At 71.2% G+C, this 25,961-nt stretch carries 28 protein-coding genes; 17 read left to right on the top strand and 11 right to left on the bottom strand.

Going from position 1 to position 25,961, the window contains the following annotated elements:
• Positions 1 to 54: 54 nt before the first annotated feature.
• Positions 55 to 642: a TIGR03086 family metal-binding protein gene (locus tag AB0G04_RS26075; protein ID WP_360987614.1), complete on the bottom strand. Its 588-nt coding sequence runs from the start codon at positions 640 to 642 to the stop codon at positions 55 to 57.
• A gap of 53 nt (positions 643 to 695) precedes the next feature.
• Here AB0G04_RS26075 and AB0G04_RS26070 point away from each other — a divergent pair, with 53 nt between their 5' ends.
• The 4 genes from AB0G04_RS26070 (at position 696) to AB0G04_RS26055 (ending at position 4,089) form a co-directional block, all read left to right on the top strand.
• Positions 696 to 1,112, top strand: coding sequence for a MarR family winged helix-turn-helix transcriptional regulator (locus AB0G04_RS26070; protein ID WP_360987612.1), 417 nt, complete (start codon positions 696 to 698; stop codon positions 1,110 to 1,112).
• A gap of 74 nt (positions 1,113 to 1,186) precedes the next feature.
• The gene (locus AB0G04_RS26065) at positions 1,187 to 1,756 is read left to right on the top strand and encodes a hypothetical protein (protein WP_360987610.1); all 570 of its coding nucleotides are present in this window, start codon (positions 1,187 to 1,189) and stop codon (positions 1,754 to 1,756) included.
• Positions 1,753 to 3,240, top strand: a complete 1,488-nt coding sequence (locus AB0G04_RS26060) for a glycoside hydrolase family 43 protein (RefSeq protein WP_360987608.1) — start codon at positions 1,753 to 1,755, stop codon at positions 3,238 to 3,240. The genes AB0G04_RS26065 and AB0G04_RS26060 overlap by 4 nt, the downstream gene beginning before the upstream one ends.
• Before the next feature lie 261 nt (positions 3,241 to 3,501).
• Entirely contained in the window at positions 3,502 to 4,089 is a 588-nt protein-coding gene (locus AB0G04_RS26055) for a DUF4360 domain-containing protein (RefSeq protein WP_360987606.1), read from the top strand.
• A 6-nt stretch (positions 4,090 to 4,095) separates the two neighbouring features.
• Here AB0G04_RS26055 and AB0G04_RS26050 read toward each other — a convergent pair whose 3' ends face one another.
• Entirely contained in the window at positions 4,096 to 4,833 is a 738-nt protein-coding gene (locus AB0G04_RS26050; protein ID WP_360987604.1) for a GntR family transcriptional regulator, read from the bottom strand.
• 156 nt (positions 4,834 to 4,989) lie between these two features.
• On the opposite strand from AB0G04_RS26050, the gene iolC reads away from it, so the two are divergent.
• From iolC to AB0G04_RS26020, 6 genes are read left to right on the top strand one after another with little or no spacing between them, the layout of a single operon-like run.
• Complete coding sequence (gene iolC, locus AB0G04_RS26045) at positions 4,990 to 5,937, top strand: 5-dehydro-2-deoxygluconokinase (protein ID WP_360987602.1); 948 nt, start codon at positions 4,990 to 4,992, stop codon at positions 5,935 to 5,937.
• The gene (locus AB0G04_RS26040) at positions 5,930 to 6,823 is read left to right on the top strand and encodes an aldolase (protein WP_360987600.1); all 894 of its coding nucleotides are present in this window, start codon (positions 5,930 to 5,932) and stop codon (positions 6,821 to 6,823) included. The genes iolC and AB0G04_RS26040 overlap by 8 nt, the downstream gene beginning before the upstream one ends.
• Positions 6,820 to 7,590 (top strand): 5-deoxy-glucuronate isomerase, encoded by a 771-nt coding sequence (iolB, locus tag AB0G04_RS26035; protein ID WP_360987599.1) that lies wholly within the window; start codon positions 6,820 to 6,822, stop codon positions 7,588 to 7,590. Before AB0G04_RS26040 ends, iolB begins: the two co-directional genes overlap by 4 nt.
• Positions 7,587 to 9,452: a 3D-(3,5/4)-trihydroxycyclohexane-1,2-dione acylhydrolase (decyclizing) gene (gene iolD / locus AB0G04_RS26030; RefSeq protein ID WP_360987597.1), complete on the top strand. Its 1,866-nt coding sequence runs from the start codon at positions 7,587 to 7,589 to the stop codon at positions 9,450 to 9,452. Before iolB ends, iolD begins: the two co-directional genes overlap by 4 nt.
• An 8-nt stretch (positions 9,453 to 9,460) precedes the next feature.
• A complete protein-coding gene (locus AB0G04_RS26025) occupies positions 9,461 to 10,339 on the top strand; it encodes a TIM barrel protein (protein ID WP_360987595.1) in 879 nt (292 codons plus the stop codon).
• On the top strand, positions 10,336 to 11,382 hold the full coding sequence (locus AB0G04_RS26020; RefSeq protein ID WP_360987593.1) for a Gfo/Idh/MocA family oxidoreductase: 1,047 nt from the start codon (positions 10,336 to 10,338) through the stop codon (positions 11,380 to 11,382). Before AB0G04_RS26025 ends, AB0G04_RS26020 begins: the two co-directional genes overlap by 4 nt.
• Here AB0G04_RS26020 and AB0G04_RS26015 read toward each other — a convergent pair.
• The 4 genes from AB0G04_RS26015 to AB0G04_RS26000 all read right to left on the bottom strand — a co-directional run bounded on the left by AB0G04_RS26015 (position 11,372) and on the right by AB0G04_RS26000 (position 16,156).
• Positions 11,372 to 12,958: a methyl-accepting chemotaxis protein gene (locus AB0G04_RS26015; protein WP_360987591.1), complete on the bottom strand. Its 1,587-nt coding sequence runs from the start codon at positions 12,956 to 12,958 to the stop codon at positions 11,372 to 11,374. The genes AB0G04_RS26020 and AB0G04_RS26015 overlap by 11 nt on opposite strands.
• 85 nt (positions 12,959 to 13,043) lie before the next feature.
• Positions 13,044 to 15,146 carry a glycogen debranching protein GlgX gene (gene glgX, locus AB0G04_RS26010; protein ID WP_360987589.1) on the bottom strand — a complete coding sequence of 701 codons (2,103 nt, stop codon included), beginning with the start codon at positions 15,144 to 15,146 and terminating at the stop codon, positions 13,044 to 13,046.
• Positions 15,147 to 15,275: 129 nt separating this feature from the next.
• Entirely contained in the window at positions 15,276 to 15,449 is a 174-nt protein-coding gene (locus AB0G04_RS26005; RefSeq protein WP_360987587.1) for a hypothetical protein, read from the bottom strand.
• Positions 15,450 to 15,505: 56 nt separating this feature from the next.
• Positions 15,506 to 16,156 (bottom strand): HAMP domain-containing sensor histidine kinase, encoded by a 651-nt coding sequence (locus AB0G04_RS26000; protein ID WP_360987586.1) that lies wholly within the window; start codon positions 16,154 to 16,156, stop codon positions 15,506 to 15,508.
• 48 nt (positions 16,157 to 16,204) lie between these two features.
• Here AB0G04_RS26000 and AB0G04_RS25995 point away from each other — a divergent pair, with 48 nt between their 5' ends.
• The gene (locus AB0G04_RS25995; RefSeq protein WP_360987584.1) at positions 16,205 to 16,831 is read left to right on the top strand and encodes a response regulator transcription factor; all 627 of its coding nucleotides are present in this window, start codon (positions 16,205 to 16,207) and stop codon (positions 16,829 to 16,831) included.
• A 37-nt stretch (positions 16,832 to 16,868) separates the two neighbouring features.
• Here AB0G04_RS25995 and AB0G04_RS25990 read toward each other — a convergent pair whose 3' ends face one another.
• Positions 16,869 to 18,062: an Nramp family divalent metal transporter gene (locus tag AB0G04_RS25990; RefSeq protein ID WP_360987582.1), complete on the bottom strand. Its 1,194-nt coding sequence runs from the start codon at positions 18,060 to 18,062 to the stop codon at positions 16,869 to 16,871.
• Between the two features lie 161 nt (positions 18,063 to 18,223).
• On the opposite strand from AB0G04_RS25990, the gene AB0G04_RS25985 reads away from it, so the two are divergent.
• Positions 18,224 to 19,141 (top strand): manganese catalase family protein, encoded by a 918-nt coding sequence (locus AB0G04_RS25985; protein ID WP_360987580.1) that lies wholly within the window; start codon positions 18,224 to 18,226, stop codon positions 19,139 to 19,141.
• Positions 19,142 to 19,216: 75 nt separating this feature from the next.
• Here the strand turns inward: AB0G04_RS25985 and AB0G04_RS25980 are convergent, their stop codons facing one another.
• Both AB0G04_RS25980 and AB0G04_RS25975 read right to left on the bottom strand, forming a co-directional pair.
• On the bottom strand, positions 19,217 to 19,459 hold the full coding sequence (locus AB0G04_RS25980; protein WP_360987578.1) for a hypothetical protein: 243 nt from the start codon (positions 19,457 to 19,459) through the stop codon (positions 19,217 to 19,219).
• 33 nt (positions 19,460 to 19,492) lie between these two features.
• Positions 19,493 to 19,795, bottom strand: a complete 303-nt coding sequence (locus AB0G04_RS25975; RefSeq protein WP_360987577.1) for a hypothetical protein — start codon at positions 19,793 to 19,795, stop codon at positions 19,493 to 19,495.
• Positions 19,796 to 19,882: 87 nt separating this feature from the next.
• Between AB0G04_RS25975 and AB0G04_RS25970 the strand changes: the two genes are divergently transcribed.
• Positions 19,883 to 20,725, top strand: a complete 843-nt coding sequence (locus tag AB0G04_RS25970) for a DUF3626 domain-containing protein (protein WP_360987575.1) — start codon at positions 19,883 to 19,885, stop codon at positions 20,723 to 20,725.
• A 44-nt stretch (positions 20,726 to 20,769) separates the two neighbouring features.
• Here the strand turns inward: AB0G04_RS25970 and AB0G04_RS25965 are convergent, their stop codons facing one another.
• Complete coding sequence (locus AB0G04_RS25965; protein WP_360987573.1) at positions 20,770 to 21,414, bottom strand: ThuA domain-containing protein; 645 nt, start codon at positions 21,412 to 21,414, stop codon at positions 20,770 to 20,772.
• 49 nt (positions 21,415 to 21,463) lie between these two features.
• Here AB0G04_RS25965 and AB0G04_RS25960 point away from each other — a divergent pair, with 49 nt between their 5' ends.
• Positions 21,464 to 21,586: a hypothetical protein gene (locus AB0G04_RS25960; RefSeq protein ID WP_360987571.1), complete on the top strand. Its 123-nt coding sequence runs from the start codon at positions 21,464 to 21,466 to the stop codon at positions 21,584 to 21,586.
• A gap of 15 nt (positions 21,587 to 21,601) precedes the next feature.
• Positions 21,602 to 22,126: a DUF4262 domain-containing protein gene (locus tag AB0G04_RS25955; RefSeq protein ID WP_360987569.1), complete on the top strand. Its 525-nt coding sequence runs from the start codon at positions 21,602 to 21,604 to the stop codon at positions 22,124 to 22,126.
• 25 nt (positions 22,127 to 22,151) lie between these two features.
• On the opposite strand, the gene AB0G04_RS25950 is transcribed toward AB0G04_RS25955, so the two are convergent.
• Positions 22,152 to 22,910 (bottom strand): aminoglycoside adenylyltransferase domain-containing protein, encoded by a 759-nt coding sequence (locus tag AB0G04_RS25950; RefSeq protein ID WP_360987567.1) that lies wholly within the window; start codon positions 22,908 to 22,910, stop codon positions 22,152 to 22,154.
• 106 nt (positions 22,911 to 23,016) lie between these two features.
• Between AB0G04_RS25950 and AB0G04_RS25945 the strand changes: the two genes are divergently transcribed.
• On the top strand, positions 23,017 to 23,667 hold the full coding sequence (locus AB0G04_RS25945; RefSeq protein ID WP_360987565.1) for a class I SAM-dependent methyltransferase: 651 nt from the start codon (positions 23,017 to 23,019) through the stop codon (positions 23,665 to 23,667).
• 58 nt (positions 23,668 to 23,725) lie between these two features.
• The gene (locus AB0G04_RS25940) at positions 23,726 to 25,954 is read left to right on the top strand and encodes a bifunctional diguanylate cyclase/phosphodiesterase (RefSeq protein WP_360987563.1); all 2,229 of its coding nucleotides are present in this window, start codon (positions 23,726 to 23,728) and stop codon (positions 25,952 to 25,954) included.
• The last annotated feature ends 7 nt before the right edge of the window (positions 25,955 to 25,961 follow it).

Here is a 25,961-nt window from a genome sequence, read left to right as displayed (position 1 = left end):
GACGGGACGGTCGGCACATTCGCCCCCTACCTGCGGAAAATTGGCCCTTGTGAGTCAGGGCATAGGCGTCCGGCCGAGGGCGGCGAGCAGGCGGTGGAACGGGCCGGCGTCGTCGGGGAGGGGCACCGCGGGCCGGAACGGGAACTCGGGGGAGAGCCGCTGCTGGTCGTCGGGGACGGCCAGCGCGATCGGCAGCGCCGCCGCCACGAGGTCCGGTTCGGGGCTGAACGTGACGCCACGGGCCTGCGCGACGTCCCAGGAGTGGACGAGGTAGTCGACGAGATGGAAGCCGACCGCCATCGGGGCCGGGATGGTGTGTGGCGCGATCTCCGGCATGGTGAACGGGGTTTCCGCGGCGGTGGTGAACGCGACGAGCACGTCCCGCGCGGCCTGGCGGTACTCCTCGATCGGATCGGTCGCCGGCAGTGTCCGCCACGGCGCCGGGTCGGCACCGTGCCCGATGGCGGCCGCGGCGAATCCGCGGTGCTGGGCGGTCATGTGGGCGATCAGGTCGGCCAGGTTCCAGCCGGTGCACGGGGTGGGCCGGGACAGGTCGGCCGGAGTGACCGGGGCGATCAGGTTGATGCTGTGCTCGACGGCGGTGCGGTCGAAGGCGAGAAGCTCCGCATATTCGATAGGCATGCGCACATCATCTACACGCGCTTATCGTTTCCGCAAGCCGGTATCGTCAGCGCGTGACCAGCGCCCGCCCCGACCTCGCGGAAATGATCGGTCCGCTCGGGCGCACACTTCTCGCCATCGAGGCGCCGATCCTGCAGGCCAACGGACTGGCCATGTGGGCGTACGCGGTGCTGCTGCATCTCGGCGAGCAGCCGGTGCGCACCCAGAACGCGCTGGCCGACGGCATCGGCGCCGATCGGACCCGGATCATCAAGATCCTCGACGACCTCACCGCGCGTGGCCTGATCCGGCGCTGGCCCGACCCGGCCGACCGCCGAGTCCGACTGCTGGCGATCACCGACGAGGGCCGGCGGCTGCGCGACGCCACCCGGACCGCCATCCAGGCGGCCGAGGAAGAGTTGCTGGCACGGCTGACGCCGCCCGAGCGCGAGGCGTTCCTGTCCGCTCTGCGGAAGCTGAGCGAGACCTGAGCCGTACGGAGTGAGCCGCCGCCGGCGACCCACATCGATCGAGATATGCTGATGCCTCCGAAGGGGGCTACGGGGTGCTGTTCTTCGATCGCCGGCCGGAGCCGGTAACGGGTACGCCCCGCTGGGCGGTGCTCGCGGCATGGGCGACGGTATGGTGCGTGATCCCGTCGGCGGTGTGGCGCTCGGCGGCGGGGCTCGGTGCCGGGCTCGGCATGTCCGACGAGTGGCGCGAACTGCAGGGCATCCCCGGTCCCGGCACGGTCTACGTACTGTCGCTCAGTGTTCTGTCGATCGTGTTCGCGTCGTTGACCCTCGGCCTGGTGTATCCGTGGGGCGAACGGGTCCCCGCCCGGGTGCCTCTGATCGGCGGCCGCCGGTATCCCACGTGGCTGGTGGTCGCGCTCGTCGTGGCCGGTGTGGTGCCGCTCGCCGTCATCGTGGTGATGAGTGCCGCGAGCTGGGACGTCCTCCTCGGGGTGGCCGGGAGACCGTCGCCCGGCTGGGTCATGCTGGCGACGGCCTGTTACCTGCCCGCCGCGTTGTGGCCCGGTCTGGTCGTGGCCGTGACCGTCGCCTACGTGCGGCGGCGGGCTCAGGGGCGAGCCCCGGCGCCCGGTGCACCAGCGGTCAGGGAAACGGCATGACCTTCGCCAATCCGGTGATCGCCGGCATGCATCCCGACCCGAGCGTGTGCCGGGTCGGCGACGACTACTACCTGGCCTGCTCCAGCTTCGAGTACTTCCCCGGCGTGCCGGTCCTGCACAGCCGCGACCTGGTCCACTGGGAGCAGATCGGCAACGCCCTCGACCGGCCCGGGCAACTGGTCCTGCCGGCTTCCACCCCGTCGTCCGGCGGCGTCTACGCACCCACGCTGCGTCATCACGACGGGCGGTTCTGGCTGATCACCACGAACGTCGCCCCCGGGGGCGGCACGATGATCGTCACCGCCCTGGATGCGGCCGGTCCGTGGTCGGACCCGGTCCGGGTGGCCGGCGTCGGCATCGACCCCGACCTCGCCTGGGACGACGAGGGCAACTGCTGGTGCACGTACGCCGGCATCTCCCAGGTGCGTATCGACCCGCTCACCGGGCACGTCCACACCCGGCCCCGCAGACTGTGGTCCGGCGGGCCGGACGCCCAGGCCCCGGAAGCCCCGCACCTGTACCGGATCGGCGACCACTGGTACCTGCTGATCGCCGAGGGCGGCACCGAACGCGGGCACGCCGTCTCCGTCGCCCGCGGACCGGCCCCCGACGGTCCGTTCGAACCGTGCCCCGCCAACCCGATCCTCACCCACCGCGGCACCGGCCGGCCGATCCAGAACACCGGTCACGCCGACCTCGTCCAGGCACCGGACGGCACCTGGTGGATGGTCCTTCTCGGGGTCCGGCCCGGCGGCGGCACCCCCGGCTGGCACGTGATGGGCCGGGAGACCTTCCTCGCCCCGGTCACCTGGCACGACGGCTGGCCGGTCGCCGGTGACCTGCTACCGGAGATGACCGCGTCCTGGCCGCTGTGCCCGCCCGCCACCGAGCCCGCCCGCGACGACTTCGACGAGCCGGCCCTGCACCCGCGCTGGCTCTCCTTGCGCTCCCGCCCGGACAACCGCTGGTCGCTGACCGACCCGGCCGGTCATCTGACCCTGCGCGCCCGCGACCGGTCGCTCGACGACCCGCGGGTCACCTTCGTCGGGCGCCGTCAGCAGCACCCGTCCTGCACGGTCCGCACCATGGCGGACGCGTCCACCGGCCGTGGCGGGCTCGTGGTGCGCCTCGACGAACGTCACCACTACGAACTCGAGGCCGGCGACGGCGCGGTACGGGTGACCGCCCGCCTCGGCTCGGTGCTGCACACCATGCCCGCCCGGCCGATGCCCGCCGGGCCGGTCCGGCTGCGCATCGACGTGGTCGCGGCCAAGCCCGGCGACGGCCATCCCCGCCAGGAACCGGACAGGGTGCGCCTCGGCGTCGAGCACCCGGACGGCGCCTTCGAGGTGCTGGCCGACCTGGACGGGCGTTACCTGTCCACCGAGGTCGCCGGCGGCTTCACCGGCCGCGTCCTCGGCATGTACGCCGTCGACGGGACCATGCGCTTCGACTGGTTCGACTACCAGCCTGTTCCGGCATGACGGCCGCCACCGGGTGAACCTCCGGCAGATCAACTGCTGATCATGGAGGACACCGGCTCGGACAGTAGCCCTTACGGCCTCATCTGGCGGAAATGCCGCGAATGACCCGGGCGCGAGGAGCGCAACCGGTGCCGGAAACGCCGTCATGGGCCTCCCGGCGTCAGCCGAAGGTCGGGGCTTTGCCCGTGTACGCCCTCCGGGGCAGCGGCCGGTGCCACGATAACGGGCGTAGGTCGATAAATCGCCGTTAAAGGGGCTGCCATGTTCAATGTTCTCGCCGCCGGTTCCGCCTTCCTCGCTTCGCTGGTCATGTCCGCGTCCGCGGCGCCTGCGCCGCCGCCGGGCGGAAAGACCACCGTCAAGGTCGTGTCCGCTCTCGGCTCCGGCTGTCCCGCGGGTTCCGGCGGTGCGAAGGCGCTGCCGGGCAAAGGCTCGTTCACCGTCGCGTTCCCGGACTTCACCGCCTCGAGCGGCGGCGATGCCCTCGAGCGCCGGAAGAACTGCCAGCTGCTCCTGGATGTCAGGGTTCCGCGCGGCTATACGTACGCGGTCTCCCGGGTGACCGTGCACGGCTCCGGGAAGCTCGGCCCGGCCGGCCGGGCCGACCTGACCACGCAGCTCTACTTCCAGGGCCACAGTGAAACGGACGGCCTGCGCCATGAGATCAACGGACCGCTCAACGGGAAGTGGCAGCGCGACGACCGGATCAGCCCGAAAGCGCGGCAGTTCCGCCCGTGCGGGGAGAACCGTTACCTGGCCGTCAACGTCAGCCTGATGCACGGCGGCTCCGGCGGCTTCGTCTCCGCGGACGGCCGGCTCGGACTGGAGTTCGCCCGCAAGAAGTGCTGACACCGGTCAGCGGTTGAAGACGGTCACCTCGATGGCGTAGTGGTCGGCGCGGTACAGGTGGTCGGCGAACTCGACGGCCGCGCCGTTGCTGTCGAACGAGGTGCGCTGCATGCTGATCAGCGGCGTGTGGTGGCCGATGTCGAGGAGCCGGGCCTGGGCCGGTGTCGCGGCCTTCGCGGTGATGCGCTGCCTGGCTACCGCGGGCCGGCCGTTCCACTCGCCCATCAGCCGGTACAGGCTGCGGGTCGCCAGCGCTTCGGAGTGCAGGCCGGCGAAACGGGGCGGCAGCCAGTTGCGCAGCAGGGCCAGCGGGACGCCGTCGGCCGAGCGCAGCCGTTCACAGTGCACGAGCCGTTCGGTGGGCGGCAGGCCGAGCATGCGCGCGGCGTGCCGGTCGACGCAGTCCACATCGAACGCCAGCACCCGGGTACGCGGCTGCCGGCCGGCCGCGGCGAGGTCGTCGTACAGGCTGGTCAGGGCGACGCGGCGACGGACCTGGACGTCGGTGACCCGGGTGCCGACGCCACGTTTGCGGGTGAGCAGGCCCTTGCTGACGAGTTCCTCGATGGCCCGGCGGATGGTGGGCCGGGAGATGTCCAGGGCTTCGGCCAGCTCGATCTCGGTGGGCAGGCGCTCGCCGGGCACGAGTTCGCCCCGGTCGATGGCCTCCTCGAGGCGGCGGCCGAGCTGGAAGTAGATCGGGACGGGGCTGGTCCGGTCGATCTCGAGCGGCGGCATGGGCATCGCGAACACCTTGCGCTGAGCTGACGATCGCGGCAGTTTGTCAGTGCGTTACGAAGAATGTCAATACAAACTCTTGACGTGATCAACACCTCGCCGGAGGCTGCTCCCAAGTGCGGCGGAAACGCTCCTGACATATCGACGTGATGCGGAGGTGTGATGCGGGACTTCGAGGTCGTCACCATGGGCCGTGTCGGCGTCGACATCTATCCCTTGCAGACCGGGGTCGGCCTCGAGGACGTCACCTCGTTCGGCAAGTTCCTCGGCGGCAGCGCCACCAACGTCGCGGTGGCCGCCGCCCGGCACGGCCGCCGCACCGCGGTGATCACCCGGGTCGGACCGGATCCCTTCGGCAGGTACGTCCACCGTGCTCTCACCGAGCTCGGCGTCGACGACCGGTTCGTCTCCGCGGTACCGGGCCTGCCGACGCCGGTCACCTTCTGCGAGATCTTCCCGCCGGACGACTTCCCGCTCTACTTCTACCGCCAGCCGACCGCCCCCGACCTGATGATCGACGCGGACGAACTGGACCTGGACGCGATCACCGTCGCCGGCGTCTTCTGGGCCACGGTCACCGGGCTGTCCCAGGACCCGAGCCGGTCCGCGCACCACGCCGCCTGGCGGGCCCGCGGCCGCCGCCCGCTCACCGTTCTCGACCTCGACTACCGGCCGATGTTCTGGGTCTCCGAGCAGGCCGCGCGAGAGGCCGTACAGGAGGCGCTGCCGCACGTCAGCGTGGCCGTCGGCAACCTCACCGAGTGCACGGTCGCGGTCGGTGAGGACGATCCGGACCGGGCCGCCGCCGCTCTGCTGGACGCCGGTGTGACCCTCGCCGTCGTCAAGCTCGGTCCCGGCGGCGTCCTGGCGCGTACCTCCGCGGAGGAGGTACGGGTGCCGCCCGCCGAGGTGGACGTGGTGAACGGCCTCGGCGCCGGCGACGGGTTCGGCGGCGCCCTGTGCCACGGGCTGCTGGCCGGCTGGCCGCTGGATCGGATCATCCGCTTCGCCAACGCGGCCGGGGCGATCGTCGCCGGCCGTCTCGAGTGCTCGACCGCGATGCCCACCACGGCCGAGGTCGAGCGGGTTCTGGAGGCCGGACGTGTCTGACCTGGACTTCGCCGCACTCCGCGGTCTGCGGGCGACCCGCCCGGAGGCGGTGGCCGAGGCCGCCGCCGGCCGGGTACGCCGTCCGCTGCTCGCCGACGCGGACGGCCGGTTGCTGCTGATCGCCGCCGACCACCCGGCCCGCGGCGCACTCGGTGTCCGCGGTGACGGCGCGGCCATGGCCGACCGGTACGAGTTGCTGCGCCGGCTGCGGACGGCGTTGCGCCGCCCCGGCGTCGACGGGGTGCTCGGCACCGCCGACGTGCTGGAGGATCTGCTGCTGCTCGGCGAGCTGGACGGCAAGATCGCGATCGGTTCGATGAACCGCGGCGGGCTGCATGGCACGGTGTTCGAGCTGGACGACCGGTTCACCGGCTACGACGCGGCGGCCGTCGCACGGATGCGCTTCGACGGCGGCAAGATGCTGGTCCGGATCGACCCTGACGACCCGGCCAGCGTACGCACCCTGGAGGCCGGCGCGCGAGCGGTCGGCGAACTGGCCGCGCACGGGCTGATCGCGCTGGTCGAGCCGTTCCTGTCGCGGCGTGGCGACAGCGGTGTGGTGAACGATCTGAGCCCGGCGGCGGTGGCCCGGTCCGTGGCGATCGCCGCCGGGCTGGGCGGGACCAGCGCGTACACGTGGCTGAAGCTGCCGGTCGTCGACGACATGGAGACGGTCATGGCGGCCACCACGATGCCGGCGCTGCTGCTCGGCGGTGACCCGTCGGGCAGCCCCGAGGAGACGTACGCGTCGTGGGGCCGTGCCCTGACCGTGCCCGGCGTGCGCGGACTGATGGTGGGCCGGGCGCTGCTCTACCCACCGGACGGCGACGTGGCCGCCGCCGTTGACGCCGCGGTCAAGCTGGTCCGGGCGGGGGTGGCGGCGTGATCCGGCTGGACGTGACGCCGGAGTCGGCGGGCTGGGGATACAGCGGCCTGCGGGTCGTGGCGCTGGCCGCGGGGGAGGAGTACAGCTGCTCCACCGGCGGCGACGAGGTCGTGGTCGTGCCGTTGTCCGGCGGGGTCGCGGTCACCGCCGACGGCGAGGAGGTGCTGCTCGCCGGGCGGGACAGCGTTTTCGACGGTCCCACCGACGTGGCGTACGTGCCGATCCGGGCCCGGCTGACCCTGCGCAGCGACGCGGATGGCCGGTTCGCGCTGGCCACCGCGCGGGCGACCCGGCGGCTTCCGGTGCGGCACATCCCGGTCGCGCGGCAGCGGATCGAGATGCGCGGTGCGGGCACCTGCTCTCGTCAGGTGAACAACTTCGCCACCACCGACGTGCTGGACGCCGACCGGATCATCGCGTGCGAGGTGCTGACGCCGGGCGGCAACTGGTCGTCGTACCCGCCGCACCGGCACGACGACCTCGAGGAGATCTACTACTTCGAGGTGGCCGGCGGCGGCCCCGGTTATCAGCGGGCCGCCGATGTGCGGGAGGTACGCAGCGGCGACGTGGTCCTGATCCCGGACGGCTGGCACGGGCCGTCGATGGCGGCGCCCGGCTACGACCTGTACTACCTCAACGTGATGGCCGGACCCGGTGAACGGGCCTGGGTGATCGAGGACGAACCGGAGCATGCCTGGGTGCGTGACACCTGGACCGGTCAGCAGATCGATCCGCGGCTGCCGTTCGGGAAGGGACGGAACCGATGAGACTCACCGTGGGACAGGCCGTCGTGCGGTTCCTGGCGGCGCAGCGCACCGAACGCGACGGGACGGAACACCGGCTGATCGAGGGCTGGTTCGGCATCTTCGGGCACGGCAACGTCGCCGGGATCGGGCAGGCGCTGCTGGAGGCGGAGCTGACCGAACCGGGCGCCGTGCCGTACCGGCAGGCCCGCAACGAGCAGGGCATGGTGCACGCGGCCGCCGGGTTCGCCCGGATGCGCAACCGGATGTCGACACTGGCCTGCACCTCCTCGATCGGGCCGGGTGCCACCAACATGGTGACCGGGGCGGCGCTGGCGACGGTCAACCGGCTGCCGGTATTGCTGCTGCCCGGCGACGTGTTCGCCACCCGGGTCGCCAATCCGGTGCTGCAGGAACTGGAGGATCCGCGCGGCTTCGACGTCAGCGTCAACGACACGCTGCGTCCGGTGTCGCGGTTCTACGACCGGATCTGGCGGCCGCAGCAGCTGCCGGCGGCGCTGCTCGGCGCCGTGCGGGTCCTGACCGACCCGGCGGAGACCGGTGCCGTCACCCTCGCGCTTCCCCAGGACGTGCAGGCCGAGGCGTACGACTTCCCGGAGGCCCTGTTCCGCCCGCGGGTCTGGCACGTGCCGCGGACGCCTCCCGAGCCGGGCGCGCTGGCCCGCGCGGTCGCGCTGATCCGCGGTGCGCAACGCCCGCTCGTCGTGGCCGGCGGTGGCGTGATCTATGCCGAGGCGACCGAGGCGTTGCGGGCCTTCGCCGAGGCCACCGGCATCCCGGTCGCCGAGACCCAGGCGGGCAAGGGCTCGCTGTCGTACGACCACCCGCTCAGCCTCGGTGCGGTCGGAGCGACGGGCACCCCCGGAGCGAACGAGTTCGCCCGGGAGGCCGACGTGGTGATCGGTGTCGGCACCCGGTACAGCGACTTCACCACGGCATCACGCAGCGCCTTCGCCGACCCGGAGGTGCGGTTCGTCAACGTGAACATCGCCGCCTTCGACGCCGCCAAGCACGCCGGGGAGGCCGTGGTGGCTGATGCGCGGACCGCCCTTCTCGCTCTGACGGGCGAGCTGAGCGGCTTCCGGACCAGCACCGATTACCAGGAGAGAGCGGCCAGGGCGGCAGCCGCGTGGGACGCCACCGTGGAACGCGCGTACCACCTCGGCAACGCGCCGCTGCCCGCCCAGTCCGAGGTGATCGGCGCCGTCAACGACGCGGCCGGTCCCCGCGACGTGGTCGTCTGTGCGGCCGGCTCGATGCCGGGTGACCTGCACAAACTGTGGCGTACGCGGGACCCGAAGGGCTACCACGTGGAGTACGGCTTCTCCTGCATGGGCTACGAGATCGCGGGCGGGCTGGGCGTCGCACTCGCCGCCCCGGACCGCGAGGTCTTCGTCATGGTCGGCGACGGCTCCTACCTCATGATGGCGCAGGAGCTCGTCACCGCCGTACAGGAGCGGGTGAAGTTGATCGTGGTCCTGGTGCAGAACCACGGCTACGCCTCCATCGGGCGGCTGTCGGAATCGGTCGGCGCGCAGCGGTTCGGGACCGCCTACCGGTACCGCGACGACGACGGGCGCCTCGGCGGCGGCACCCTTCCGGTCGACCTGGCCGCCAACGCCGCCAGCCTCGGCGCGAACGTACTGAGAGCGGGCACGGCCGGCGAACTGCGGGCCGCTCTGGCCAAGGCCCGTGAGACCCACGGCGTCACCGTCGTGCACGTCGACACCGACCCGCTCGTGGACGCCCCGGCCAGCGATTCCTGGTGGGACGTGCCGGTCGCTGAGACGTCCGCGCTGGACTCGGTACGGGCGGCACGCGCGGCATATCTCGACGGCAAGACGACCCAGCGCGACTACCTGTAGGAGACGAGATGACGGATCTGGCGAACCGTGTCGGTGGCGCCCCCATCTCCTGGGGCGTCTGCGAGGCACCCGGCTGGGGGCACGAACTGCCCGCCGACCGGGTCCTCTCCGAGATGGCGGGGCTCGGGCTGCGCGCCACCGAGCTCGGTCCCACCGGCTATCTGGGCAAGACCCCGGCCGATGTACGGGCGGTGCTGGAGCGCAACGGGCTCCGGCTGATCGGGGGCTTCCTGCCCGTACCCATGCACGTCTGCACCGAGGAGGATCTCCGGGAGGCCGCCGCGGCGATGGACACCCTGGCCGCCGCCGGGTCTGAGGTCGTGGTGCTGGCGGCCCGGTCGTCCGACGGCAGCTACGACCACAAGGTGCGGCTCACCGACGACGAGTGGACGGTCCTGTTCGCCACGCTGCGGACCCTGCAGCGGATGGCCACTGAGCGCGGTCTGCGGCCGAGCCTGCACCCGCACGTCGGCACCGCGATCGAGAACCGTGACGCGGTGCTGCGTCTGCTCGGCGGCAGCGACGTACCGATCTGCCTCGACACCGGCCACCTGCTGATCGGCGGCATGGAGCCGGTCGAGCTGATCGAGCTGGCCGCCGCCCGGATCACCCATGTGCATCTCAAGGACGTCGACCTGGGAATCGCGGCCGGTGTCCGGGACGGCACCCGCAGCTATCTCGCCGGGGTGCGGGCCGGGCTCTACACGCCGCTCGGAGCCGGGAACGTCGACGTACGCGCGATCATCAGCGCCCTCGAGACCGCCGGCTACCGCGGGTGGTACGTGCTGGAGCAGGACTGTGCCCTCGACGGCGCACCCGGTGCGGGCTACGGCCCGATCGCCGACGTGCGCCGCAGCCTTGCCTTCCTGGCCGAGGTGGCGCAATGACCACCATGCTCGAGCCGGGGCAGGCCGGTGCCGCGAGCGGAGGATCCGCGGTGAAACGGATCGGCATCATCGGCACCGGCATCATGGGTGCCGACCACGCCCGCCTGCTCACCGGCGCGGTCTCGGGCGCGAGCGTCGGCGGCGTGTTCGACGTCGACGCGGACCGCGCCGGTGGTGTCGCGGCGCGCAGCGGAGGGGCGCGGGTGTTCGCCGACCCGCACACGCTGATCGATGACGACGACATCGACGCGGTGCTGATCGCCTCGTCGGACGCCACCCACGAGGAGTATGTGCTGGCCTGCGTGTCCGCCGGCAAGCCGGTGCTCTGCGAGAAGCCGCTCGCGCCGAGCGCCGGGGCATGCGCCCGGATCCTGGAGGCCGAGGCCGCTCACGGCAGCCGCTTGATCACCGTGGGATTCATGCGGCGGTTTGATCCGGGCTACACCGCGCTGAAGGCGATGCTCGACGACGGGGCGGTGGGCGCACCGCTCATGATCCATCATGTGCACCGCAACCCGGCCGCGGTCCCCGGCCTGCCCGGTTCCGCGCTGATCACCAACTCGGCGGTGCACGAGCTGGACATCACCCGGTGGCTGTTCGGCGAGGAGATCGTCGAGGTCGCCGTGCACACCCCACGCCCGAGCACCCGGGCCGGCGGCACCCGCGACCCGCAGCTGCTGGTCCTCACCACCGAGTCCGGGATACTCGCCGACGTCGAGATCTTCGTCAACGCCCGGTACGGCTACGAGGTGCGCTGCGAGCTCGTCGCCGAGGAGGGCACCGTGACGCTTGACGCGCCGCCGCCGACATCGTTGCGCCGCGGCGGGCTGCACGCGCGCGAACTGCCTGCCGACTGGCGGCCCCGGTTCGCCGAGGCGTACCGCCTGGAATTGCAGGACTGGGTCGACGGGACGCACCGGGGCGCGAGCGCCTGGGACGGTTTCGCGGCCACTTTCGTGGCCGAGGCGTGCGTAGCGGCGCTGGACAGTGGTGAACGGCGCACGGTACGCCTGCCGGACCGTGCGCCGCCGGTCAGTGCTTGAATCCGTCGACCAGTCGGGTCAGGTCGTCGGCCATCGACGTCAGGTCGGCGGCGGCCCGCTGCGTGACCCGGGCACTCGCCACGGTCGCGGTGGCGATCTCCGCCACCCCGGAGACGGTGAGCGCCACGTCGCCGCTGTTGTTCGCGGCGTCGGCCACCGACCGGGTCATCTCGGCCGTCGTCGCGGTCTGCTCCTCCACGGCCGACGCGATGGTCGTCGTGTAGTCGCTGATCTGCCCGATCACCTCGGTGATCTCACTGATCGCCGTGGACGCCGCCTCGCTGGAGGACTGGATCGCACCGATCCGGGCGGTGATGTCCTCGGTCGCCTTCGCCGTCTGCTGCGCCAGCTCCTTGACCTCACCGGCCACCACGGCGAAACCCTTGCCGAGCTCGCCGGCCCGGGCCGCCTCGATGGTGGCGTTGAGCGCCAGCAGGTTCGTCTGCTCGGCGATCACCGTGATCAGGCGCACCACATCGCCGATCTCCGCGCTCGCCGTGCCGAGCTCGGCGACCCGCGCGGTCGTCTCCCGCGCCACCGCCATGCCCTGCTGGGCCACCTGCGCGGCCTGCCCGGCGCTCGACGCGATCTCGGTGATCGACGCGGTCATCTCCTCCGACCCGGCCGCGAGGGTCTGCACCCCGGCGTTGACCTCCTCGCTGGCCCGCGACGCGGAATCCGCCCGGTTCTCCGCCTCGGCGGCGCCGGTCAGCAACTGCGTGCTCACCGACGACAACTCCGTCGCGGACGCCGCCAGGGTTTCGGCGACGTGCGCCATGCGTTCCACGCTCGCGGCCACCGTGGTGGCACCGGCGTCGAGTTCGGCGGCCATCCGGCCCAGCTCGTCGCGGCCGGCGACGTCCGCCCGTACCGTCAGGTCGCCGGAGGCCAGGGCCTTGGTGACCCGCCGTACCGACGTCAGGGTGCCCATGATGCCGCGCACCACGAGCATCGCCATGCCCATGGCCGCCGCGAGACCCGCGAGCAGCAGAACGATCATCGAGGTTCGCGCCGACCGGTAGGCCGCCGCGGTGTCGGCACGCTTGGCCGCGGCCACGCCGGTCTCGATTGTCACCAGGTCGTCCAGGGCTCCGGTCAACGCGGTCAGCGCCGGACGGGCCGCCTCGTCCCGGACGGCCTCGAACCCTCGCAGGTCATGGGCGACCGCGAGCGGCATGAGGCGCTCGTCGCGGACCTCACGCAACTGCGTCAGCGCGGTACGGAACTCCTGCACCGCCTGCTCCCGGCCGGTCATGTCGGTGGCGGTGTACTCGCCGAACACCCGGTCGACGGCCTTGTCCGCGTCGGCCATCGCCGTCCGGTCCTCGGCCGCGGCCGCCGGTCCGCGGCTCACCAGCAGGTCCATCACCGCCGCCCAGGACCGCTGGGTCTCCTTCTGCACGGTGCCGAGCTGCGCGACCGGCACCAGGTTGTCGCTGTACAGGTACTCGGCGGCGTCGGCCATCTGCGACATCCGCTGCATGCCGACCACCCCGATGGAGGCCGCCGCCACGCCGGCGACCCCGACCGCCGCGTAGATCTTCAACCGCACCGAGAGATCGTTGAACCAGCGCATCGGACACCTGTCTGCCGCATGGAAAAGCTCTGCTGCTTACACCATCGGCACCGGGCCGGTAGGGCGTAGCCATGCGGACGCCCGGTCAGTACCGGCGGCGCAGCACCATGACGCTCCGGTCGGTGGTTCGGACACCGGTCTGCGCCTTGACGATGCCGTCCGGCCCGGCGTGGGTGGCGCACAGGGGGTCTGCGGTGTCCAGCACGATCTCCCACATTTGCCCGTACGCCTCCTCGGGCAGAAGGAACTCGACCGGCTCGGCCGAGGCGTTGAACAGCAGCAGGAACGAGTCGTCGACGATCCGTCCGCCCAGTTCGTCCGGCTCGTGAATGCCTTCCCCGTTCAGGAACACGGCGATGGTACGCACGTCGTGCGCCGCCCAATCCGTCTCCTCCATGGGCCCGCTGTCGTGGCGCAGCCAGGCGATGCCCGGCAGGTTCGCGTCACCCGTGGACTCGCCGGTGAAGAATCGCCGCCGCCGGAAGAGCGGATGGTCGGCCCGCAGCGTGGTGAGCTGCCGGGTGAAGGACGTGAGCACGTCGTACCGGCTCGCGTTCTTCCAGTCGATCCAGGAGATGTCGCTGTCCTGGCAGTAGACGTTGTTGTTGCCCCGCTGCGTGCGCCCGAGTTCGTCGCCGTGCGCGATCATCGGCACGCCCTGGCTCAGCAGCAGGGTGGCCAGGAAGTTGCGCTTCTGCCGTTCCCGGAGCACGTTGATCCCGGGGTCGTCGGTCTCGCCCTCGACGCCGCAGTTCCACGACCGGTTGTGGCTCTCGCCGTCCCGGTTGTCCTCACCGTTGGCGTCGTTGTGCTTCTCGTTGTACGACACCAGGTCGTGCAGGGTGAACCCGTCGTGCGCGGTCACGAAGTTGATCGACGCGATCGGGCGCCGGCCGTCGTCCTGATAGAGGTCGGAGCTGCCGGTGAACCGGGACGCGAACTCGCCGAGGCTGGACGGCTCACCGCGCCAGAAGTCGCGGATCGAGTCGCGGTACTTGCCGTTCCACTCCGTCCAGTTCGGCGGGAACCCGCCCACCTGGTAGCCGCCGTCACCGACGTCCCACGGCTCGGCGATCAGCTTGACCTGCGACACCACCGGGTCCTGATTGACCAGGTCGAAGAACGCCGCCAGCCGGTCCACCGCGTGGAACTCCCGGGCCAGCGAGGCGGCCAGGTCGAACCGGAAACCGTCGACGTGCATCTCGATCACCCAGTACCGCAGCGAGTCCATGATCAGCCGCAGCGACTCGTGATGCCGGACGTTGAGGCTGTTCCCGGTGCCGGTCGTGTCGTAGTAGTAGCGCTTGTCCTCGTCCACCAGCCGGTAGTAGGCCGGGTTGTCGATGCCCCGGAACGACAACGTCGGACCGAGGTGGTTGCCCTCGGCCGTGTGGTTGTAGACGACGTCCAGGATCACCTCGATACCCTGCGAGTGCAGCGTCTTCACCATGGCCTTGAACTCCTGCACCTGCCCGCCCCGGCACCCGAAGGACGAGTAGCCGTTGTGCGGCGCGAAGAACCCGATCGTGTTGTAACCCCAGTAGTTGGCGCCGCCGTTGTCGTGGACGAACTGGTGCACCGGCATCAGCTCGACCGCGGTGACGCCCAGCCGCTTCAAGTGCCTGATCATCACCGGGTGGGCGAGGCCGGAGTACGTCCCGCGGACGTCGTCCGGGATACCGGGATGCTGCATCGTCATCCCCTTGACGTGCGCCTCGTAGATCACCGTCTGGTGGAACGGCGTACGCAGCGGCCGGTCGTTGCCCCAGTCGAAATACGGGTTGACCACCACCGACCGGGGTGTGAACGGTGCGGAGTCGTCGTCGTTGCGGGAATCCGGATCGTCGAACCCGTAGGCGAACAGCGCCTGCTCCCACGCATAGTCACCGTCGATCGCCTTCGCGTACGGGTCGAGCAGCAGCTTCGACGGATTGCACCGCAAACCCTGCGACGGGTCGTACGGGCCGTGCACCCGGAAGCCGTACCGCTGGCCCGGCACCACCCGCGGCACATACCCGTGCCAGATCAGCGCCTCCCGTTCCGGCAGGTCGATCCGGGTCTCCCGGCCGTCGTCGTCGAACAGGCACAACTCCACGCGCTCGGCGATCTCGGAGAACAGCGCGAAGTTCGTGCCGCCCCCGTCGAAAGTGGCTCCCAGCGGATACGGGTTCCCCGGCCAGATCAACATCGTGTACCTGCTCCCTCACCCGCAGTGATCTTTTCATCGCGGGCGGATGTCTACCCTCGTTCCTGGCGATCAAGCCTGCGACCTGCATCGGAACCGCAGGTTGAGCCGGCCGGACCCGGGGCGCCCTCCTCAGGGCTTCTGCACGCGTGCGGCGGTGACCCGGCTCCGTAGCACCTGGGCCGCACCGAGGAACGCGATCGCGACACCGATCAGGCCGGTCCGCGCGTCCATCGGTGCCTGCAGGAGCAGAGCCACCAGCCAGGCGGACAACAGGGACGTACGAATGACGTGGTCCGTTCTCATGCTGCCGGTGTGCCCCGGCCGATGGCCCGCGCGGGCCGGACCCGGGCCTGCGGGGGTCAACCCCGGTATCGCGGCAGCGTGACCTCCATCGCGAGCCCGCTCGGGTGCAGCGCTCTGGCCCGGACCGTCCCGCCGAGGTCCGCCAGCCGCTGACGCACCACCCACAGGCCGACCCCGTGGTCGCCGGGCGGCGGCGTCCGGCGCTCCAGCGCGGCGCGGAGGACCGCGGTGGGGCCGCCCTGGTCGATGACGGCGAGACGCAGCCGCCGGGCACGCACCGCGGACCGCAGCCGGACCGGGCCGCGCGAATGGCGTACCGCGTTGCCGATCAGATTGATCAGGATCTGCCGGGTGTGCCAAGGATGAACCGGCCAGTGCAGCGCCGACCGGGTGGCGGTCACCGCGAGCAGCCCCGGCGGCGCGCTCTTGGCGGCCGAGGACAGGAACGTGCCGAGCGGTGCGGCGGCCGGCCGGTCGCCCGTCCCGCCCCGCGCGGCGGCCGCGATCTGACCCAGGACCGCCTCGGCATAGGCGGCATGCTCGGCGGCCAGGCGGGTCAACTCGCCGCGGCGCGGTTCGGGCGGCTCGTTCTCGAGAGCCCGGATCAGCCCGGACAGCATCGTCATCGGTGGCCGCAGTTCGTGACAGACGGTGCGTACCAGCAGCTGATCCGGGTCGGGTGCGGCACGCCGGAAACTCAGTCGCATGACCGGCTCCGGGACGGGCAACCGGGCGCCATGCGTACCGGGATCCGAGTGGCGGTCATCGATGATCACAACCTTTTCGTACGGGGACTGGAACTGCTCCTGCCCGAGGTGAGCCAGGGCCGGGCGAGTGTGGTGGCGACCGCTGGTGACGCGGCGTACGCCGCAAGCGTGGTGCGCCATGCCGTGCCGGACATCGTGCTCGTCGACCTGCACATGCCGGCGCCCGGCGGGATCCGGGCGATCCAGTCGGTACGGCGGGCCGCACCGAGGGCCCGCGTGCTCGCCATGTCCGGCGACGAGGACCCCTCGGTCGCGATTGACGCGCTGCGGGCCGGAGCGAGCGGGTTCCTGCCGAAGAGCAGCGACGCCGCCGACCTGCTCCAGCCGCTGCTGTCGGCGATCGACGGCTGGGTGGTGCTGCCGGAGAATCTGCTCGCCGCGCTGATCGAACAGGATCCGCGGCGTACGGCGCCCGTCGTCACCGATTCACTGGACGCGGCCGACCAGGATCTGCTCCGGATGATCGCGAGCGGCACGTCCACGGTGGAGATCGCCGCCCGGTTGCACGTGTCGGAACGGACCGTGAAGCGCCTGACCGCGGCGCTGCTGCGGAAACTACGCGTCTCCAGCCGGGCCGAGGCGTCCGCTCTGGCCGGCAGCGCCGGGCTGATATAGGTCGGCATGCGCGCCCGGCTTCCCCGTCCTGAACGGCTCAACCGAGCATTCTCACCACCAGGAAACAGTTCAGGGCGATGATCAGGGCAGCCGCCGCCGACGCGGTGACCGTGGTCACCGGCCGGTTCACCTGATCGCCGAGCACATCCCGGCGGCGGGTCAGCCAGATCAGGGGAACCAGCGCGAACGGCACTCCGAACGACAGCACGACCTGGGACCAGACGAGAGCGGCCGTCGGATCGGCACCGATCAGCAGCACCGCCATCGCCGGGGCCATCGTGACCAGCCGGCGGACCAGCAGCGGGATGCTACGGCCGATGAAGCCCTGCATCACCACCTGGCCCGCGTAGGTGCCGACACCCGAGGACGCCAGCCCGGAGGCGAGCAGGGCGATCGCGAACGCCAGCGCCGCATGCCCGTCCAGCGCCGACCCGAGCCCGGCATGGATGCCCTCCAGGGTGTCGGTGCCGCCGATCGACGAACCGAAGAACAATTGGGCGGCAACCACCAGCATCGCGAGGTTGACCAGGCCGGCCATGCCCAGCGCCAGCAACGTGTCGGCACGCTGGCAGCGGATCGCCTCCCGCCGCCGGGCCGGGTCGGCGGCCGCCGGGGCACGGGACTTGGTGAGGGCCGAATGCAGGTAGATCACGTGCGGCATGACCGTGGCGCCGAGGATGCCGGTGGCGAGCAGCACCGTGTCGGTGCCCTCGAACGACGGCACCAGACCGGAGGCGAAGGCAGCCGGATCGGCGCCCGAACGCAGCGCGTTGTAGAGGAAGCCGAGCAGGATCACCCCGAGCAGGGCCCCGATCACCGTCTCGAACCGGCGTACGCCACGACGGTGCAGTTCCAGCAGCGCGAACGCCACCACACAGGTGACCAGCCCGCCGAGCGGCAGTGGCATGCCGAACAGCAGATACAGTGCGACCGCCCCGCCCACGATCTCGGCGAGGTCGGTGGCCATCGCCACCAGTTCGGCCTGCACCCACAGCCCGCGCGCCACCGGCCGGGGCAGATGTTCCCGGCACAGCTCCGGCAGGTCGCGTCCGGTGACCAGGCCCAGTTTCGCCGACAGCGACTGGATCAGCATCGCCATCAGGTTCGCCGTCACGATCACCCAGACCAGCAGGTAACCGGAGGTCGCTCCGGCGGTGAAGTTGGTGGCGAAGTTGCCCGGATCGGCGTAGGCGATCGCGGCCACGAAAGCGGGGCCGAACCACGGCGCCACGCGGACCACACGGTTCTTCAAAGGAAGGGCTAGGTCGAGAACCACCATGTGGCCCGGGTTGCCCCGCCCGCCGGGCCCGTCCGGGCCGCGGGCGACCTCACCGGGCCATCGAGGCGGGTAGCTGGATCGGCGAGCAAGTCCGTACCCGAGAGGAGCACGTGATGTTCAAGCACGTCGACCACCTGCAGTTCCAGGCCAAGCCGGAGAAGCCGGACGCATTGCTGGCGCGCAAGATGCAGGAGCTGGTCGGTGGCCAGTTCGGCGAGATGACCGTGATGATGCAGTACCTCTGGCAGGGCTGGTCGTGCCGGGTGCCCGGCAAGTACAAGGACATGATCATGGACATCGCGACCGAGGAGATCGGTCACGTCGAGATGCTCACCACCATGCTGGCCCGGCTCCTCGAAGGCGCCCCGGGTGAGGCCACCGAGAAGGCCGCCGCCGCGAATCCGCTGCTGGCCGCGGTGCTCGGCGGAATGAGCCCGCAGCACGCCATCGTCAGCGGTGGCAGCGCCCTGCCCCGTGACTCCGAAGGCACGCCGTGGAACACCGGGTACATCGTGGCCAGCGGCAACCTGCTCAGTGACTTCCGGTCCAACGTGGCCGCCGAGGCACAGAGCCGGCTGATGACCAGCCGCGTCTACAACATGACCGACGACCGCGGGGTCAAGGACATGCTGGCGTTCAACCTGGCCCGCGACACGTACCACCAGCAGCAGTGGCTCCTCGGGATCGAGCAGCTGATCGAGGACGGCTTCACCGAGAACGGTCTCGAGGACTCCAACGCCGAGAACGAGCACCCCGAGGCGAACCACACGTTCTACAGCTTCGACCCGGAGAGCAGGGCCGGGGAGGGCCGGTGGGCGCGCGGTCCCGCACTGAACGGGAAGGACGAGATCGTCTACGTTCCGGACGCGCAGCCGCTCACCGACGACCGGCCCCTCGGGCCGGCGCCCGACCCCAAGCTGTACGTCACATACGACGGCTCGATGGGCAAGGGCAAGCCGGGAACCGGCGCGGGCGCGCACGCGCAGGGCGTCGCCAACGTCGTCAACAAGATCAAGGGCGCGCTGGAGTGAGACCCTTCGCGTAGACCGCCGGGGACGGTGAACCCTGCCCCGGCGGTCTGCGCTCGTGCCTGCACATGCCCTCGATCACCGGGGAGCCTCGCTCTCCGCCGGGTGGGACGGGCTTTCCGCCGGGTGGGACGGGCTCTCCGCCGGGTGGAACGGGCTCTCCACCGGGCTGAACTGCCGGAAGCCCGGAGCGGCGGCGCCCGGCGACTCGCCGGTGTGCTCGTCCGCCGGGCCGGAGAAGAGGAGCGGGACCACGACGGGGCGGGACCCGCCGGAAGGCGGCGGCGGGAAGTCGCTGAGGGGCTCGGTGAACGGGACCACGGTCTGCCTTTCCGTCGGTGGCGGGGAACAGGGTCAGCGGCGGGGGAACAGGGTGAGTTGCTCGGTGAGCGGGAGGGCGGCCAGCTCGTCGGCGCCCTGACGCCGCAGGCAGCGGCGGCAGGTGACCGGCAGGCTGGTCGGGCGCAGCGCGGCCAGCTCACCGCCGCTGACACCGACGTGACACAGCGGAGCCGGGACCTCGAGCTCCGAGATCCAGCGCACCGTGGCGACCGCGTGGACCGCGCTGCCGCCGCGCACGTAGGCGTTGCGGCCGGCGAAGTCGGCGACGGCACGCGCCACGACGGCGGCGAGAAGCTCCCCAGCGGACGATGTCACGACGCCATCATGCCCCGCGGGTATGACAATTCCGCACTCGCAAAAACGGGTTTCGTCGCGGATCCGGGGTTCGGCAGGATGATCCACATGGTTCTCCCGGACGATCTGCATCCGTACGCCGTGCGCGCGCTGCAACATGTCACCGGACTGTCGGCCGGGCCGCCGGTGGATCCCGCGCTGCGGGTGACGCTCAACTTCCACCCCGACCGGGTCAACGCGGGGCGCCACGTGCTGCGGGAACTCGCCGACGGCGGCACCTATCTGTCCCAGTTCGTGACCGGCACCGGCAACGGCGGGCTGACCGCGTACCCCGGCGGCGACCGCTGGCTGTGGGAGCAGCGGATGTTCGGCGGCTGCTACGACGAGGCCCCGGCACCTCTGCGGCCGGTCTACGGCGCCTTGAACTTCCGTCTCCGGCCGGTCGGCGGCGCGCCCCGGTTCGGATCGGCCCATCTGCGGCTGACCGCTGACGCCGTCGCCCGGTCCACGTTCTGCTATCCGGACAGCTACCTGCAACCGTCGGCGTTCGCGGTGGCCGGCCGGATGTCGCTGATCGACCTGGCTCTCGCCGACGAACAGGACATGCTCGACGACTACGTCGAGGCGCACGTGCACGGCCCGGTACGCCTCGACCGTGACGTGGAGGCGCTGGTCCTGGACCCCAGTTATCGCGGCACCGAGGTGGAGACCCTTGCCTGCCGTCTGGCGTGCCCGGTCGAGTGGCATCCCGGTCTGCGGCTGCCGGTGGCCGAGCTGCGCCGCCACCCCGAGTACCGCGGCCCCGAATTCGTCGAGCTCGGCACGGCGATCGCCGTCGACGGCCACCTCACCCCGCGGATCATCGGCGACGCCGCCCGGACCGGCCGGTACGACCAGCAGTCCCTCAAACGCGTCTGGCATTACCTGGCGCGGTTCGGCGGACCGGCCTGACCCGCCTGACCCCGACCGGACCGGCCTGACCCCGGCTTGACCGGTCAGCGGCCGGCCGCCCAGAGCAGGCCGCGGCCGGTCAGCGTACGGGTCTGCGGGACCAGCAGATCGTCGGGGGAGTGGCCCAACGTGGACACGAAGACCCGGCCCGCCCCGAACCGGCGCAGCCACACGACCGGCATGACGGCACCCGCAGTCTCGGGCGCCTCCGGATGCCCGGCGAACGTGGTGGTGGCCAGCACCTCGAGCGACGGGTCGACATGGCAATAGTACTGCTCGGTGTGCACGGGGAAGCTCTCCAGCCCAGCGACGATCGGATGATCACCGCTGATGTCCACGGTGTGGTCGACGAAGCCACCCGGATGGCACAGGAACCGGCCACCGATCATGAACTGGTAGCTCGAGGCCTCGTACCCGGTGGCCAGAATCCCGCCGTGCCAGCCGGCGAATCCGGCGCCGGACCGCACCCGCCCGACCAGACCCTCCTCCTGCTCGGCGGTGAACCGGCCGCCGGTCCAGCACTGGATGATCAGATCCGTCCCGGCGAGAAGATCCCGGTCGGTGTAGACGTCCAAAGTGTCCGACGTGTGCACCTCGAAGCCGTTGCCGGTCAGCAGGTCGCGGAACAGTTCGGTGCAGGCGACCGGTTCGTGGCCGTCCCAGCCGCCGCGCACCATCAGAGCTCTCATCGGAGCACCGTACCTCCGTCCCCGCGGCCTTTCGCGTAGCTTGACCACCGTGAAGGTCCTGCCTGGTGAGTGGATCTTCACGCCGTTGATGCCGGGACGCGCCATGTCGCCGGTCGTTGCCGTGACCGGTGCCGGCGGGCGGGTGACCACGCCCGTGCTCAGGGTGGCGTGAGTCTACGATCTGGCGGTGCCCGACGTGTCCAGCCGTGAATGTCACTGCCTGCTCTGTGATGGGGACGGCGCCCCCCGGAGATGGTGGCGGTCGCCTGAGCGGTCCTGGCCGCCGCGTGAACGCCGCAACGCCCGGCTGGTCCGCGAGTACGGCTGGGGCGTCACCGGCGTCGCCGGACTCACGCTGCCCGACTGGGCGTACTCGATCGGGCTCTGGCACAGCTTCGGCAGTGTCGAGGTGTGCCTTCCCGGCGTGCCGCAACAGCGGGCCATGACGATCGTCAACGAGGTGGGCAAGCTGGTCCGCGACGGGTTGGAGCTGACCCCGGAGGTCCGGCTGTCCGGCATCGCCGACGGCCGGGAGCTCACGCTCGCACCGGTGCACAGCAGCTGGTACGAGCGCCTGTTCGGGGCAGCCGTCGACTACTACCAGCGGCCCCCGTTCCCGGTCGTGCAGCTGCGGTGGGCCGGGGACCCTGGCGGGCAGCCGTCGCTCTGGTTGCCGTTCGAGGAGCACCCGGCCGGCCCGTGGACCGTCTGAGCCGGGCCCGGAGCGGTGTGCCGGGTCAGTGCTCGCGGCTGAGGCCGTCGTCGATCGCCCAGATCAGGAAGTCGTACGTCTCCCGGCCGCGTTCGGTCGTGTCGTCGTAGGCGGTGGGCTCCCGGGGCCGCTCGCGGATGCGGAGCGCGTCGTGGGCCAGCCGGTGCCAGCGGGCGTCGAGTGACGAGACGATGTACCGGCCGGCGCCGCTCTTGGAGGTGAGTTCGCCGGTGGCGAGCAGGTGATGCAGGCGCGCGACGCCGAGCACGACCCACACGACCGACGGCTCGTGGCTTCCGAGCAGTTCGGTGCCGGCGGCCTCGATCTGCGGGACGAACGAGCGCCAGTACGTGTCGAGGTTGTTCCGGGTGAACGCGTACAGCTCGGCCGGGTCGGTGTGCACCGGCGGCAGCTCGCCGCGGATCACGACGGCGCGTTCGGCCAGTTCGTGCCAGGTGACCGGGTTGATGTCGATGCTGCCGTCCGGGTCGAACTCGCCCTGGAAGAACGCCGGACGCCGGCCGACGGTCAGCGCTGAGACGGCCAGGTCGTCCGCCGAGCAGTGGAAGCCGTCGAACACGACCTCCGGGTGCCGCACCCTGGTCGCGTGGTGCGCCTCGGCGAGAGCGGCGTGGTCGGGCGGCCGTTCCCACACGGCTACGAAGTCCACGTCGCTGCCGGCGAAGAACTCGCCCCAGCAGATCGACCCGTGCAGGAACAGGCCGCTGAGCGCGCCCGGCTGCCGGGTGTCGACCTCGGTGAGAAAGGTGCGGGCAACATCCACTGCGGGCACGTTAGCCACATCCGTCAAGGTCGCCGCGACGGATCGGTACGTGGCCTCGCGGCGGCCGGGGCTTGAGCCGGGCCCCGCGACGGCGCATGGTGGGAGCGTGACCGATGACGCCTTGGCCGAGCAGCTCGACTACTACCGCCGACGGGCGGGGGAGTACGACGAGACCGCCTACGGTGACGTCGCGACGGCCCGGGAACGCATCGCGCGCCTGGTCGCCGGCATGCGGCCGGCCGGCGACGTCCTGGAGATCGCCTGCGGCACCGGGCTGTGGACCGAGGCGCTCGCGACGTGGGCCGGCACGCTGACGGCCGTCGACGCGGCCCCGGAGACGGTGGAGATCGCCCGGTCACGAGTCCGTTCGGCCAACGTCGAGTTCGTGGTGGGCGACGTGTTCTCGTGGACTCCGGGCACCCGGTTCGATGTCGTGTTCTTCTCGGCGTGGCTGTCGCACGTACCGGTGGGCCGGTTCGACGGGTTCTGGCGCGCGCTGGAGGGGTTCCTCGCTCCCGGCGGGCGGGTGCTCTTCATCGACGAGCACGCCGACGTGCGCGGGAAGGAGACTTTCGTCGCCGACGGGATCGTGGAGCGGCGGCTGCGGGACGGCAGTACGTTCCGGGTGGTCAAGCACTTCCTGGAGCCGGACTCCCTGACGCGCCGGCTGCACCGGCTGGGCTGGGACTGCGTCGTCGGCCGGGACGGCGACTGGATCCGCGGCGAGGCCGGCCGCATTCCGCCGGCGGCACAGTGACGATCCTTGCATCGGTGATGTTCTCAAGTGCCGTCCGGCGCTGCCGAATGGGCGACACGTGGCAGCGGCTCAACGATGGCTCTGGTGGGCAGCCGGCGGCGCATTGGCGACCGGCGGCTACTACGTGCTGCCCGCCAACACCGTGGCGTCGCTCGTCGCTTACAACTCGATCGGGTTGCTCGCTGGGATCCTGATCCTGGTCGGCGTGCGATGGCACCGGCCCGGTCAGCCGGTCGCGTGGATCCTGTTCGCCGTCGGCCAGATCCTTTCGGTGTGCGGCGACTTCGTCTGGTGGTACCTGCAGAACGTCATGGACGTGGAGCCGTACCCGTCGGTCGCCGATGTGTTCTACCTGCTGATGTACCCGCCGTTGATCGGCGGGCTGCTGTTGTTGCTGCGCTGGTGGCGTGGCAACGAATCGGGTGGGGTGATCGACGCTGCGATGGCGGCCGTCGGTCTCAGCCTGGTGCTGTGGGTCTTCGTGCTGCATCCGGTGGCCACCGACGACTCGGTGTCGATTCTCGAGCGCGTCGTCAGTACCGCCTACCCGGCGCTGGACCTGTTGCTGCTGGTCATGGTGGCACGGCTGCTGATGGGTGGCGGAGCGCGGACCCCGAGCGCCGATCTGCTCGGTGGAGCCGCGGGCCTGCTGCTGGTGGCGGATGTCGGGTTCTCGGTGGCCAGTCTGCACTTCGACTACGAGGGGCGGGGGTTCGACTGGGCCTGGCTGCTGTCGTACGTGTTGTGGGCCGCGGCCGCCCTGCACCCGTCGATGGCCGCGCCCGCCGGGGGTGGCGACGCCTTCGACGTCCCGCGGTCGAACCGTACCCGGATGGTGGTCCTGGGTGGCTGCTCGGTGCTGGCGCCGACGCTGCTGTTCGTTCCGTCGATCGGTGCCGAGGCGGTCAACCGGGTCGTCATCGGGGCGGGCGCCGTGGTGTTGTTCGTCCTCGGGGTGGCCCGGATGGCCGGTGTCATGGGCAAGGTCCGGGGGCAGGCCGTCGAACTGCAGCGGCTCGCCATGCAGGACGATCTGACCGGGCTGGGCAACCGGCGCTCGTTCTACCACGCGCTCCGCGGGGCGCTGCCCGCCGGCCGGGCCCAGGTCGTCCTGGTCGGGCTGAGCCGGCTCCGGGACATCAACGACGAGCTGGGCCATGCCGTAGGCGATCAGGTGATCACCGAGATCGGTGGCCGGGTGCGGGTGCTGGCGGGGCCGGCGGCCACCGTGGCGCGTCTGAGTGGCGACGAGTTCGCCGTGCTGCTGACCGTGGCGAGCCCGGTCGAGGCGGACGCGATCGCGGCCCGGCTCATCCGCGCCGTGCATGATCCAGTCCGTGCCGTCGGTAACGAGGTGCTGGTCGGGGCAGGGATCGGGGTCGCCGACGGTGACCGCGGCACGGACGCGGCGGAGGTGCTGCGGCGTGCGGGCGTGGCGATGTGTGTCGCCAAACAGACCGGTGAGACGTTCCGGCGCTGGTTGCCGGCCTTCGACGAGCAGTCCCATGAGCAGGTACGGCTTGGCGCGCAGATGCGCCACGCGCTGGACACCGGCCAGTTCCATGTGGTGTACCAGCCGATCGTGGCGCTGCCCGGTCAGCGGACCGTGGCCGTGGAGGCGCTGGTTCGCTGGCAGCATCCGGAGCGCGGCCCGATCAGTCCGGCTGTCTTCATTCCGGTGGCCGAGCGCAACGGCCTGATCGTGGAACTGGGCGCGTGGATTCTGCGGACCGCCTGCGAGCAGCTGGTCCGGTGGACGGCGGCGCTCGGCCCGCTGGCGCCGGACCGGGTCAGTGTCAACGTGTCGGCCCGCCAGCTGGCCCGGCCGGGGTTCGCGGCCTGGGTCGCGGCCGTGCTTGTCAACACCGGCCTGCCCGCGCACCGTCTCACCGTCGAGGTGACCGAGACCGCCGTGTTCGAGGGCGGTCCCGCGGTGACGGCCCTGCACGAGCTCCGGTCGCTCGGTGTGCGGATCGCCCTGGACGACTTCGGCACCGGGCACTCGTCACTGGGGCTGCTGCAGACCGTCCCGGTCGACATCCTCAAGATCGATAAATCGTTCGTGGACCGGATCACCGAGGCCGGCCGGCACGCCGTCATCGCCGAGGCGATGATCCAGGTGAGTCACGGTCTCGGGCTGGACGCGGTGGCCGAGGGTGTGGAGACGGCCGAGCAGGCGCAGGCCCTCAGCCGTCTCGGTTACCGCCTGCTGCAGGGGTACTACTTCGGCCGGCCGGTCGCCGAACCCGACTTCACCGCGAACGGGCATCTGCTGACCACGTCGTGACCCGTCC

This window comes from Actinoplanes sp. NPDC023801, from assembly GCF_040639655.1.
GTDB lineage: Bacteria > Actinomycetota > Actinomycetes > Mycobacteriales > Micromonosporaceae > Actinoplanes.
This window is presented reverse-complemented; position numbering and strand designations above follow the sequence as displayed.